The 12,339-nt window shown below is 38.0% G+C and carries 17 protein-coding genes; 12 read left to right on the top strand and 5 right to left on the bottom strand.

The window, feature by feature from the left end; genetic code table 11:
- Window positions 1–99: 99 nt before the first annotated feature.
- Window positions 100–222, bottom strand: a complete 123-nt coding sequence (locus tag HNR53_RS23535) for a hypothetical protein (protein ID WP_281391878.1) — start codon at window positions 220–222, stop codon at window positions 100–102.
- A 435-nt stretch (window positions 223–657) separates the two neighbouring features.
- Here HNR53_RS23535 and HNR53_RS19995 point away from each other — a divergent pair, with 435 nt between their 5' ends.
- The gene (locus tag HNR53_RS19995) at window positions 658–1,161 is read left to right on the top strand and encodes a YjdJ family protein (RefSeq protein ID WP_184529396.1); all 504 of its coding nucleotides are present in this window, start codon (window positions 658–660) and stop codon (window positions 1,159–1,161) included.
- 232 nt (window positions 1,162–1,393) lie between these two features.
- Window positions 1,394–1,594: a cold-shock protein gene (locus tag HNR53_RS19990; RefSeq protein WP_184529394.1), complete on the top strand. Its 201-nt coding sequence runs from the start codon at window positions 1,394–1,396 to the stop codon at window positions 1,592–1,594.
- A 296-nt stretch (window positions 1,595–1,890) separates the two neighbouring features.
- Here the strand turns inward: HNR53_RS19990 and HNR53_RS19985 are convergent, their stop codons facing one another.
- Window positions 1,891–2,775: a sulfite exporter TauE/SafE family protein gene (locus HNR53_RS19985; protein ID WP_184529391.1), complete on the bottom strand. Its 885-nt coding sequence runs from the start codon at window positions 2,773–2,775 to the stop codon at window positions 1,891–1,893.
- Window positions 2,776–3,177: 402 nt separating this feature from the next.
- Here HNR53_RS19985 and yhfH point away from each other — a divergent pair, with 402 nt between their 5' ends.
- The 8 genes from yhfH to HNR53_RS19945 all read left to right on the top strand — a co-directional run bounded on the left by yhfH (window position 3,178) and on the right by HNR53_RS19945 (window position 8,237).
- Window positions 3,178–3,312 (top strand): protein YhfH, encoded by a 135-nt coding sequence (gene yhfH / locus HNR53_RS19980; RefSeq protein WP_184529389.1) that lies wholly within the window; start codon window positions 3,178–3,180, stop codon window positions 3,310–3,312.
- Window positions 3,313–3,534: 222 nt separating this feature from the next.
- Window positions 3,535–4,026, top strand: a complete 492-nt coding sequence (locus tag HNR53_RS19975) for a hypothetical protein (protein ID WP_184529387.1) — start codon at window positions 3,535–3,537, stop codon at window positions 4,024–4,026.
- 84 nt (window positions 4,027–4,110) lie between these two features.
- Complete coding sequence (locus tag HNR53_RS19970; RefSeq protein WP_184529385.1) at window positions 4,111–4,389, top strand: hypothetical protein; 279 nt, start codon at window positions 4,111–4,113, stop codon at window positions 4,387–4,389.
- 148 nt (window positions 4,390–4,537) lie between these two features.
- The gene (locus HNR53_RS19965; protein ID WP_184529383.1) at window positions 4,538–5,275 is read left to right on the top strand and encodes an HAD family hydrolase; all 738 of its coding nucleotides are present in this window, start codon (window positions 4,538–4,540) and stop codon (window positions 5,273–5,275) included.
- A gap of 233 nt (window positions 5,276–5,508) precedes the next feature.
- Window positions 5,509–5,919: a hypothetical protein gene (locus HNR53_RS19960; protein ID WP_184529381.1), complete on the top strand. Its 411-nt coding sequence runs from the start codon at window positions 5,509–5,511 to the stop codon at window positions 5,917–5,919.
- A gap of 339 nt (window positions 5,920–6,258) precedes the next feature.
- On the top strand, window positions 6,259–6,546 hold the full coding sequence (locus HNR53_RS19955) for a hypothetical protein (RefSeq protein WP_343065366.1): 288 nt from the start codon (window positions 6,259–6,261) through the stop codon (window positions 6,544–6,546).
- A 165-nt stretch (window positions 6,547–6,711) separates the two neighbouring features.
- Complete coding sequence (locus HNR53_RS19950) at window positions 6,712–7,083, top strand: DUF4430 domain-containing protein (RefSeq protein WP_184529377.1); 372 nt, start codon at window positions 6,712–6,714, stop codon at window positions 7,081–7,083.
- Between the two features lie 239 nt (window positions 7,084–7,322).
- Complete coding sequence (locus HNR53_RS19945) at window positions 7,323–8,237, top strand: VOC family protein (RefSeq protein WP_184529375.1); 915 nt, start codon at window positions 7,323–7,325, stop codon at window positions 8,235–8,237.
- Window positions 8,238–8,274: 37 nt separating this feature from the next.
- On the opposite strand, the gene HNR53_RS23530 is transcribed toward HNR53_RS19945, so the two are convergent.
- Window positions 8,275–8,406: a hypothetical protein gene (locus HNR53_RS23530; RefSeq protein ID WP_281391877.1), complete on the bottom strand. Its 132-nt coding sequence runs from the start codon at window positions 8,404–8,406 to the stop codon at window positions 8,275–8,277.
- 9 nt (window positions 8,407–8,415) lie between these two features.
- The gene (locus HNR53_RS19940; protein ID WP_184529373.1) at window positions 8,416–8,709 is read right to left on the bottom strand and encodes a putative quinol monooxygenase; all 294 of its coding nucleotides are present in this window, start codon (window positions 8,707–8,709) and stop codon (window positions 8,416–8,418) included.
- Window positions 8,710–9,304: 595 nt separating this feature from the next.
- Between HNR53_RS19940 and HNR53_RS19935 the strand changes: the two genes are divergently transcribed.
- A complete protein-coding gene (locus HNR53_RS19935; RefSeq protein ID WP_246439706.1) occupies window positions 9,305–10,180 on the top strand; it encodes a DUF1259 domain-containing protein in 876 nt (291 codons plus the stop codon).
- A gap of 112 nt (window positions 10,181–10,292) precedes the next feature.
- Here HNR53_RS19935 and HNR53_RS19930 read toward each other — a convergent pair whose 3' ends face one another.
- Window positions 10,293–11,192, bottom strand: coding sequence for an NAD(P)-dependent oxidoreductase (locus HNR53_RS19930; RefSeq protein WP_246439711.1), 900 nt, complete (start codon window positions 11,190–11,192; stop codon window positions 10,293–10,295).
- 465 nt (window positions 11,193–11,657) lie between these two features.
- On the opposite strand from HNR53_RS19930, the gene HNR53_RS19925 reads away from it, so the two are divergent.
- Window positions 11,658–12,326, top strand: a complete 669-nt coding sequence (locus HNR53_RS19925; protein WP_184529369.1) for a PspA/IM30 family protein — start codon at window positions 11,658–11,660, stop codon at window positions 12,324–12,326.
- The last annotated feature ends 13 nt before the right edge of the window (window positions 12,327–12,339 follow it).

The following is a 12,339-nucleotide window of genomic DNA, read 5'->3' as shown; positions in this document are numbered from 1 at the left end:
CCCCAACGGGGATAATCATGGAGGAGCCGTATGCGATGACCCGCACGTACGGATCTGTGAGAGGCGCATGAGTAACTCATGCGCCTACTCTATTTTTGCTTACTTATTGTGCTGCCTTTTCATCGCTTTTAATGCGACTTTTTCCAATCCGTTTCCTCTTTCTTCTGCGAATTCCTCATCGGCTTTTGGCAGCGCATTATTCCTTTTTCTTTTTTTCGACATTACATTCACCGCCTTTTAGTAAAATATTGTTTATACCGAATGCCAGCCTTTATGTAAAACACTCAATGGCTCTTTTGTAATTGGCATCCGCCATGTTAGTTTGCGTTCTTTATTACAGGCTATGCTTGATTTTTATTAGCAGCTAATAGTATGGAAAAAGGAGTATGATTCGAATTTTGGCAGATTAATGGGAGATTACGCTAATAGTAACGAAAAGTATTTATAAAGGTAGAAAGGGATTTTTTACCTAACGAAGAATATTAGTACTTAGCAAATTTTTATACCACGGAGTTTCAAACATCGATGGAGATCAGTTGATGGTAAAATTGGCAGTTTTGGTATCTGCCGCTTTAGGCGGCAGAATGAATCAAGTGGATATCAGCAGGTGAAGGACAAAAGAATGATGTTAAATCTTTAAGCAGGAGGTTTGATCTCATGTTTCGATTTATCTTTCAATTCGGTGCTGTCTCTGTTGTCTTTTTATTTTCAGCGATTGCGGCGTGGTATGAAGGCAGTGCACTTCTGGATCATCCTTCAGAATGGAAAAATACCACACCTTTTACACAGTTGTTTTACGGTCCTGTGCAGTCAGATGTTGATATTTTGCAATGGGATTTTTTTATCTATGCCGCTAAATACCAGACGACATACCCAATGATCATGCTTATAAGCGGTTTATATTTACTGCTCTTCTGCGGATACTACATTTTCAAACGAGTGAAAAAATGGTATGCCTATTATCTTTTTTGGCTGAGCGGCAGTTTGTTCCTGCTCTGCTATTTTCATTTTGATTCATCGACAGGTGAAGGGTATAAAATGTTTGTGTTACTAGCAACCTGCGCTTCATTTTGTTTCCTTTCAGGGCTGATTACTTATTTGACTGCCTCGCTAAAGGCGAAGAGGATGACTTCAAAAAAAATAGTAGACTTAGGGGAATAAAGCCATTCGGCAGCCGGGCAAAATTACTGATTTGACCGGCTTTATTGCAGTTTGTTGGGAATTATTACAGTAAATGACGAATGATTTGCTTTTTAAAGATATATCTGTTACTCTAAATAAGAATTATTTTTGTTCTTTTTCAGATCGAGAATACATTTTGTTCTTCGTCTAATGTATTTGAGCAAGGATAGTAACAACATTGTGTGGAACACCACACTAGGAGGCAATTAATATGGAACAAGGTAAAGTAAAATGGTTTAATGCAGAAAAAGGCTTTGGCTTCATCGAACGTGAAGGCGGAGAAGATGTATTCGTACATTTCTCAGCAATTCAAGGCGAAGGTTTCAAATCTTTAGACGAAGGTCAAAGCGTAACTTTTGATGTTGAGCAAGGGCAACGCGGTCCTCAAGCTGCAAACGTTCGTAAAGCTTAATATTAGCTTACTACAGACTCTGCATGATGCAGGGTCTGTTTTTATTTCTTGGATTATAGGAACACCTAATACACCTTAAATCAGGTAAATAAAAATAAGCCCTATTCACAATGAATAGGACATATTCGGAAAAGTTTACAACATAAAATCAGTAAAATTTAAATGGTATCCCTATTATAACACAGTGCAGGATAAACTCCAATTCAAAATAAGTTCGTACGTATTTTTGCAGAATCGGTTGTTCTCCTTCATTACACAGTGAAATTCAAAGTAGAAATATAATACCGTTTTCTGTATTATTCTGTTACTTGGCTGCCGGCACTGCTTCTTTTCATTTTGACAATCACGTTCACGAGAGCTGCTGCCCAAAGGATTAGAAGCATTAAATAGGTGAAAAGGCTAATTGTGTGCGAAACATCCAGTGCCCCTAATAAGGTTCTGATATTCGTGATAATAATAATCCCGCCAACGAGCGTACCTAATAGGTTTGTGGGAATGATTTTAACCAGCCAGGCCGCAAGCGGAGCGGCAATCAGACCGCCTATAATCAAAGCAGCAACCCATTGATAATTGATCTGCGTCCACCCTAAGGTGATGAGAAAGCCAAGTGTTGAGAATACGGCAATTGCAAATTCACTAGTATCAACGGATCCGATCACTTTTCTTGGTTCCATTTTGTTGCTTGTTAACAGAACGGGTGTTGCAATCGGTCCCCAGCCGCCTCCGCCTGTTGCATCAAAAAATCCGGCAATGAAACCGAGAGGGATGAAATGCTTTTTCCCCATTTTAGTCCGCTCATCCTGCGTTGGAACATTGAATTTAAATAGGAAACGATACAGGACAAAGAATCCTAAGATTAATAAGAAAAAAGAAACATACGGTTTCATGATATCCCCCGGAATGCTGCCTAAAAAACAAGCCCCAATAAAAGCACCGAGCGAACCAGGTATAATTAATTTGAAGACAACCTGTTTATCCACATTTCCAAATTTTATATGTGAAACTCCCGATGCAGCGGTGGTCACGACTTCTGCCATATGTACAGAGGCGGAAGCTACTGCCGGGGCAATCCCGAACATCAATAATAAGGAGGATGAAGTCACTCCATATGCCATCCCTAAGGAACCATCAACGAGCTGTGCTGCCAATCCAATCAATGCTAGAATAATGAGCTTTTTCAAAAATAAACCTCTCCTTTTGAAAAACTTCTTGAATAGACTTAATAAGAAATGAAGAGCCGGCATATGAATAAGATTTTTGTGAATACTGCCAAATCTAATCAAGTTCTAACCTACATTATGTGCGGACAAAAAATTGGGTTCTATTATGAGCCTAAATTAGGTAAATGCCCAGTATGACAGAAGTGGAAGCAGCATTTAAAAGCCTGAAGAAAGAACCGTAACCTAAAGAAACGAAGGCACAAATAATGGTCCAATTCCAAACTGAATTATGAAAATGAAATTAGGCTCTTTGTTAAAAAAATTTATTAAGAAAGCCTGCATTGATTGTATCGAACTGCATAGACTGTAGTATAACAGTTTGAATAAACAATAGTCTGTATTATAAAAAAGGGGGCGGTTTAGATGGCACAAAATAAATTGGAAGTTGTTCAAGAAACAGCGAAAATTCAATGTGCGGAGTGCGGGCAATGGATTGAAAATGAAGTTGAATCTTATTTAATGGAGTGCGATCGCTGCTTGGCGAAGCGGGATGAATAAGGTAAGAAACATACAGAACAGAACTTTTTACTGCGAGGACTAATTAAATTTGATCATGTTAATGGATCGGTAATTAACCGGTCCATTTTTAATTGTCACAGTCATCTGTTTATTACAACTGTACAAGCCTCTTTCTTTAACTAGAATATACATAGATTATAGAAACTGTATGGAGTGGAGCAATTATAGTTTAATGAATAAAAGCTAAGGAGGCTTGAGAAAATGGCTTTAAAATTAGCAATAAAACCTGTATTAACATTTAAAACTGCCAAGGGCAGCCAATACTGGGTAGATGAACGGGGTCGTTCCCAAAGGTATAAATCGTATCATCCCGAACATGGAATGAATGACCAAGGTTTGAAAAATCCATATCGCCATATCATCTTTGTCGATAATACGAATGCCAGCCATTTAGTTTCGGCTGCAGACAGCCACAATAAATATTGGATGATAATTCGAAAGGGGAAAATTGGCATCGTAGCACTTAGTTCGGAACATCAATACCATCTTGTTTCCGGTCTATTCCCTTATAGTGATCAACCCCATATCGGTTTTGCCCCTATTGAGTTTAATATTTTAAAGCATTCGAGCAAAATCCAAGGATATTATCTACAAAAAAACTTCCATATTGGCAATAAAATTGTAGAATGGAAATTTGTAGATGAAAAGGGCAGACTCCTGAACGGTATGAATTCAAATAATGTTCAGATTTAGTTTGTATTGAGGAAATGCTTCTTAGAATCTTTATGATAGAATACAAAATAAAGAGGATATTATGCAAAGAAAGGTTATGAGGAAATGATAACCAAAGAAGCAGTACAAGCAGACTCTGCACAAGCGCTGTACATGAAAGAATTATCGGCAAGAGAGGTCATCGTAAACGAAATTATTGCTCTTGTTGAGCTCTTGAAAATTGAAAATATAGCCGGATGGGATGGGATTCCATTTCATAATATCCATTCGATTAAATACGAGAATCGCCATTCAACAGCAGATTTGTCTATATTGTTTGATGTGCTGAATAATAGGTATGCTGAAATGCGATATCAATCACTTATGGAGAAGTATTATTTGTAAAATGAGGAAAAACTCACAAAGCGGACAATATAATGTCCGCTTTGTGAGTTTTTTGTTACAATAATAGTAAGAAAGAAATGAAAACTAGCTAATTTTATACAATATTCCATAATCAATACAGGACATAAAATAAAGATGGTGAACATAAATGATAAAAGACATTCAATTAGTATGGGATTTTGATGATACCATTGTGAAAACAAATGTTGAATTTGATAAAACAAATCAGAGAGTGGCGGAAATCGTTGCTGCCGATGTATTTGGCGATTTGAAACAAATGGAAGTGATTAAAGCCTATCAGCGAAAATTAGATTTAGAAATGATAGCTGAGATTGGTTTTTTACCAAACCGATACTTGCTGACTTGGGATAAAACCTATGAATATTTTATGAATCACGCTGGAAAAAGGTCTGATAAAGAAGTAAAAGCTAAAATAAAAGAGACGGTCATGGATGTCTATGAGCGAAAATATGACAATATTCCTGATTCCATCCCTGTGTTAAAAGAATTGAAAAACCAGGGTTACCCGATGATTATTTTAACTGCTGGTGTAGAAAACATTCAAAGAAGGAAAATTGAACAATCCGGAGCCATTGATTATGTTGAGGATGTTTATGTGTTTACGCAAAAAACTCCTGAAACATTTAAGAGGGTGATGGAAAGATACAACTTTCAGGACTATGTCATGATTGGCAACAGCCTGAAATCTGATATCTATCCTGCATTAGAAAATGATGCCTGGGGTTTTCACTATGAACAAACGACATGGGAAGCCGATCATTATAACATTAACAAAAATCATGAAAAATATGTTCATCTATCAACCTTAAAGGAAGTGCCTATTCAATTAGATCGGATTCTGACCAAAAAGTCGTTAGCTATTTAACAGCCAAAGAGGATTTATACAAAAAAACGCATAAATTTTTTAAGCGTTTTTTTGTATAAAGATTAATATCTGAAAAATCAGAATTTTTAGAGGGAAAATGAAAGCGCTGTCGAATTAGATACATGGATTTCAATAAAGTAACAGGAAGGATGATGCTTGTGTGGAACCAGTTAAAACCCCCTGTGAAGAAAAAGGAATTGGAATACCACATATCAAAACAGGGAACTTGTTTAATGAAAAAATTCATCGTCTCCTATGAGCCAGGTGCAAAGATTGGAAGATTAATTCCCAATGGATTTGCCAGCTGTCTGTTTCACCACGGTATGTCTGCTATTTTAGAAGATGGATTCATTACAGAACCTACGATATGGGATCAAAATATTATCATAGAGTTAGAGCGGTTATATCAGCAGGCTCAACTTACATCGAAGGAAGGTTTCGTGAAGATACAAGAATATATTGCAGGATTATATGAAAGCAGTGATGTCGAATGGATTACGTTAAGGGACTTATTAAGTCGCTATAACGGTTACATACGGAATGCGGAGCGGCTGCCTGTTCCGCAGCGATTAGAGCACACGATTCACCGCAAAATGAAAGAATCATTGGAGATCTGGGCGAGCGTGATGAACCATCCATTTTGATTTAATTGAAAATTATTATTATTTTTTATTAATAGATTTATAAATGATTAATATCCTTGTTGTATAATGAGAATAGATATGATTGGGATGTCTGAAAGTTGATAATGATAACTGTATGAAAATGGATAAATGCAATACGAGTCTTTAAGATGAATGAAAGAGGAATTCTCTCATGTTTATCGTTATTTCATATGAATAATTAGTTATTTTTACCTATATTTTCGATTGGAAGGATATCGTATCATATTTAATAATCAGGAAACTCTCTAATAAAATATGAATTTGTTCAGAGAAAAAGTTCCCTGATTCTTACAATATGTTTTTGTCTAAGGAGTGAAAGTGTTGAAGCTTTACTTTATTAATGAATGTCTAGGCGAAGTACAAAATATTAATATTGATGGTGTGTGGGTGAATGGAAAAATTAAGCCTAATAAGAATTTAGGCAAATTCATAGACTTTTTTGAGGGAGTTATCGAAGAAGAAAGCAAGTTTGTTGCAGAAAACTTTAATACCGCATGGTTAGATGACAGAAATTGGTTTATTGTGGATGGAGATAATAAAAAGAAGGAGATCCATTTACCCGCTGTTTATCCTGACGGGGATATAAATTGGAAGTGGAGAGCGTAGCATCTTGCAGCATATACAAATAGCAAAATAATTCGTAAAATTCAGCTGGTTTCCTTTCAAACTCATAAATCTTGGGTGTAGATTCATCTTTTTTCTCTTTTGTATAAATATCTTCCAAATAAATAAGAAATAATATGAAAAAAGGAAGTAGGAGATGAAAGAAGAATGATGAAAAAGACAGCCCTATTTTTACTGTTTTTTGCTTTGTTATTTTGTTCACAAGCATATGCCTTAGAAACGACGGGAACCTTTCGAATAATAAATGAGAAAAATGAAACGATCGCTTCTGCTCATGTTACATTTCAAGAGGGCGAATCCTTATACGCAGTCACGAAAAGGGGATTTGACATTGAAGAATCCAATGGGAATATCATCTCTATTAATGGTGTTTACTCTAACCCTGAGAAAAATCTTCATTGGGCAGCTTTTATCAACGGTGAATTTGTTGAATTAGGTTTAAAGGAAGTCAGTCTTTACGCAAATGACCAAGTAGTTTGGGCGTTGAAAAATTGGGATCAGGAAGAAATTATGAAATAAAGCGGCTTTCTATCATGCATGTTTACTTTGTGTATGGCAGTCATTGTTGTGTAATTTGTAACCGTTTTCGTGATCTGACAACGGAAATAGTATAACCATTCGGTAAGAATAGTGATGCTTTTTTTTCCATACAATAGAGTAAAGATTGTCTTCCAATCGCGGCAATTTACATTTATTGCATTAATTCGATTCAGTTCCTTTCTAGGGGGGAATATGGATAAATGGAAGGAGGAATTGCTATGGCGAAAATGGATCAAAAAATCGTTCCGCATTTATGGTATGACAGGGAAGCGAAGGAAGCAACCGAGTTTTACGCTTCCATATTTCCAGACTCAAAAATTACGGATGTGACAACAATCCACGACACACCATCAGGCGACTCCGATATCGTCTCTTTTGAGCTAATGGGGCAGAAGTTCAAGGCAATCAGTGCCGGTCCTTTTTTCAAATTCAATCCATCGATATCTTTTACGGTGCGTTTTGACCCGGCACGGGAAAAAGACGCGAAGGAAAAATTGAGCGAAGCTTGGAATAAATTGTCCGAAGGCGGGACAGCGTTAATGCCGCTTGAACAGTATCCGTTCAGTGAATGGTATGGCTGGATTCAGGACAAGTATGGGGTAAGTTGGCAGTTACTCTTAACGAATCCGGAAGGAGAAGAGCGGCCTGTAATAGTACCGTCGTTTTTGTTTGTCGGTCATAATTGCGGCAACGCAGAAGAGGCGGTTCATTTTTATTTATCTGTATTTAAAAAAGCAAGTTTAGGACATATCGCCCGCTACCCGAAAGGCATGGAACCTGACAAAGAAGGAACGATCATGTTCTCGGATTTCAGTCTAGAAAATCAGTGGTTTACCGCAATGGATAGCGCTCATCAGCATCACTTCCAGTTTAACGAGGCCATCTCATTTATGGTGTATTGTGATGGACAGGAAGAGATTGATCACTATTGGAATAAGCTTTCTGCGGTTCCTCAAGCCGAACAATGCGGCTGGCTGAAAGATAAGTTTGGCATTTCCTGGCAGATTGTCCCGAATGAAATGGACGAAATGATGAGCAAGGGCACACCGGAGCAGCTTGAGCGCGTCACGAAAGCTTTTCTTAAAATGAAGAAATTTGAACTGGCGGAATTACAGAAAGCCTTCAAGGGGTAATATGACTACTAAAATAAGGGTGCCTGGCACCCTTATTTTAATTCCTCCACTTCACATAAACCCGATCCGTTTGCAAACTGACCAGCTTCAACACCTGTTCAGCCATATATTCTTTTGAATGGTTAAAATCGTTTTCGATCCATTCCATATTTAGGATAAACGTTTTCATCTGAAGAAACTACTCAAATTCTACTTCTTTATATACATTGATTTCTGTACTTTCCCGAAGCGCCCTAAGCTTTGGTACGATTTGCTTACAATGTACACTCATATTGTGCTGTGCTAAAGCCTTTTCATCCACCCACTCCTCAATTGTTGTAAAAATGGAAGCGTCATGTATATCCTGATGAAGCGTATACATAATGCAGCCATTTTCATTTCTCGTTTCTGCTACCATTTCCCTTGCTGGTACTAAATATTCCTCTACATCTACTCCTAGTTTTAGTTTCGCTTTACATACAACTCTAATCATTTTTTTATCTCCTTCATATTATTTTAAGGTCCTTTGTTATTTTGTCAGATATGATGGAGAATCCGACTCTGCTTCGATACCGAGGTAGAAGCTGTTGTTTGAAAAGGGTCAGTTAAAGTTCAGTGTTGATTTTAGCCCTATGTGGTTGGTGTAAACGACTTTTCTTTGGGACAAAGAACTCACAGAGGAACTTCGACTAAATACCGCCACATCCTGTGGCGAACATCGAAGTCAGCACATCCTGTGCAAGTCCATGTACATAGGGCGGTTTATGAATCAACAACAAGATTTAATACCCCCTTTGAAAAAAAATCTTCATTCTTTTGCATGCAAATGCAATGGATTCTTATTGATTCAACAATATTATTATAAAAAAATATTTTGAAAAAGGATAGAATGGTTAAAATTTTTATAGCTGAAGCATTTAAAATTCGTCTAATAATTGTCCATGACAAATTGTGTAGAAACAAAGGTACTGGTTTACTGCTTCAACTGTTTAAATTGAGTCATTTGCATGTATTCATCAGCCCTGTCCAATTAAAGGTACAAGCATAACCTATAAGCGAAATACTTTATTGGACAGGAGAGGATTTTTATGGGAAATAAGGGCAGTATGCAGCCAAGCAGACTTTGTCAGGAGTTTGCCAGAATACTAAACTCTACACCGGCTGTGATTAATGGTGTTTGTACCGCGACACGTTCTCGGACGGACCTTCAGCCAATTGTTTTGGGACGCCGGGCTGAATCGTTTATGTTTGTACCGCAGGCATTTTCATTTGAGGGTGTAGATAGTGAAGGAAGGGCTTTATGTCTCGGGGAAACCGTTATCCTTCAGGAGGAAATTAATCCTTTTATTTCCCGGTTGCGGCAAAATGGTATTCTGGTAACAGCGTTTCATAATCACTGGCTGTTTGATGAACCTCGTCTTATGTATGTTCATTTTGAGGCGATCGATAGACCATTAAACTTTGCCCGAAAAGTAAGATTTGCTTTAGAGGTTCTCGGTCATCGAGATAAAAGAAGAGCTCCAATTTCCGGAAGAAATCGTGTCAATCGGGATGCAGCGGATCTTTGCAATCAATTTGGTCGAATTTTAGGCGGAATGCATACGTTTGATAATGGTGTTTGTCAGGTTATGAGATCGAGAAACAATATAAAGCCAACGGTTTTAGGCAGAAGGGGAAGATCATTTCTTCTTGTTCCGCAAATGTTTAATTTTGAATCTCTTTCCTCAGACGGACGGGCACTATGCAGCGGAGAAACGGTTATTTTGGAAGAAGAACTGAACCCTTTCATCAGCAGACTGCGTGAACATAAGATTATTGTAACAGCCTTTCATAATCATTGGTTATTTGAAAGACCAAGACTCATGTTTATCCATTTTGAGAAGATTGACCGGCCTCTGCAATTTGCAAAAGATGTTAGGGATGCATTGCAGGTACTGACAACTAGAGAGATTAGACCTTGTTGATGCTCATAACCACTTTGAAAAAGCGAATTTCACAGGGGCTTAACAGAAGACCTAAAAAGAGAGGGTACGCACATTTAGCTGCTACCCCCTCTTCATTAAGACAGATGACGAATTAAATTTCTACACTTGCTTTTGTAACCTTGATTCCTGCCCATTCCTCATAACACTTAACGACAGCACACATGTCTTCCGCGCCATATCCTTTTGCCTTTGCCATTTGAAAGATTTCTTTTACAAGCGCTAGAACCGGAGCCGAAATTTCTAATTCTTTAGCTGTATCAGAGGCCAAACCTAGATCTTTATGTAGTAACTGCGCCATAAAGTGAGGATGAAAATCCCGATTGATCACTTTGGCCGCTTTATTTTCTGCCATGGCACTTCTTGCTGCCCCGCTGCTTACTACCTGCATAAAAACTTCCGGGTCGATGCCTGCCTTTGTGGCCATTGTGATGGCTTCTGAAAAGGCTAAAAGGTTGATAGCAGCCATTGAATTATTCGCTAGTTTCATATAGGAGCCTTGTCCATGTCCCCCCATATAATAGGCGATTTTCCCCAACACTAAAAACAGATCCATACATTTTTCAAAAATTTCTTTTTTACCGCCTACCATAAACGTCAGCGTTCCTTCAATCGCTTGTGGTTCACTGCCTGTTACCGGTGCATCCAGCATTTCTACATCATGGAGTGCAAGTTCTTCCGCTACTTTCTTACTTGTATTCGGTGCAATCGTACTGGAATCAATCACAATTAATCCCGGGTAAGCCCCATCTATAATGCCGTCTTCTCCGAGAATGACCTCTTCTACAGCGGCATCCGCCGTCAGCATCGTGAAGACCAATTCACTTTGCGCTGCCACTTCTTTAGGTGAGCGGGCAATCATGGCCCCTTTCTCTTCAAGAATACTCATTTTCTCTTTTGTACGATTATAAATAATGAGTTCATACCCACTTTTCAGTAAATTATGTGCCATTGGAAGACCCATCGTACCTAAACCGATAAAACCAATTTTCATCACGATTACACTCCTTTTAGGAATTCAATTACATATAGTTTCAATAAATAGAATAATTCGAAATATCCTTTTCGTAATCATCCAATTGGATCCTATGCCGCTCATCCACTTAAATGACAGGTACACTTCAAATATTTGCCGTCCATTTTCAATCACAAATAGCATTGTGTGCTAATTACACATATAGAAAGTAAGGATAAATCGCCCCTTTTATTCCAGAAAAACAACATTACATGCCCGTTATGATCTAAGGAAATGAGACCCCTTGAGAAGAATGCAGAGAGGGAAACATTCCGAGCTTCCCTAACAGCTCCTTCTAACGCATCAAGAAAAAAATAATGAAACCTTTCTTAAGGATAAACAGTATATTTACTGTATCCTATTTTGTTTAATGTCAAGGATAAAAGAATGATTGTCTTTTAAAAGGATTTGCTTATTAGTTGAAAAATAGGGGGTTCGATGTGAATGAGTATTCTGACAAGATTTAAAGATATTATGGCCAGTAATATCAATGCTTTATTGGATAAGGCGGAAAATCCAGAGAAAATGATTGATCAGTACTTGAGAAACTTGAACAGCGATTTGGGGAAAGTAAAATCGGAAACCGCGGCCGTCATGGCTGAGGAACAACGGGCAAAACGGGCAGTAAATGAATGTCAGGAAGAAATAGAGAAAATGGAGCGCTATGCAGGAAAGGCATTGGAAGCTGGGAATGAAGGAGACGCAAGGAAATTTCTTGAGCGAAAAGTTTCTTTAAGCGAAAAATTGTCAGAGTTACAGTCAGCTTATCAATTGGCCTCAACCAATTCTCAGCAAATGAAGCAAATACATGACAAATTAGTGGGGGACATTGGGGAATTGGAATCACGCCGAACGATGCTGAAAGCCAAATGGTCCGTAGCAAAGACGCAGCAGCGTATAAATAAGCTGGGAACACCTGATCAATCTTTGTCGGCATTTGAACGAATGGAAGATAAGGTGAACCGGGCATTGGATGAGGCGAATGCCATGGCGGAATTAAATGCTGAACCAAAGGATGACATAGATGATCTAGCTGCTAAATATGATGAACCATCTAGTTCTGTTGATGATGAACTTAAGGCATTAAAAGAAAAAATGAGGAATAAAGAGTAACGAGTAGAAGGCG

The sequence above is a fragment of the Bacillus benzoevorans genome, assembly GCF_014207535.1.
In the GTDB taxonomy this organism is placed as follows: Bacteria; Bacillota; Bacilli; order Bacillales; family Cytobacillaceae; genus Bacillus_BD; species Bacillus_BD benzoevorans.
The sequence above is the reverse complement of the archived record's forward strand: the minus strand, read 5'-3'. Positions and strand labels throughout refer to the sequence as shown.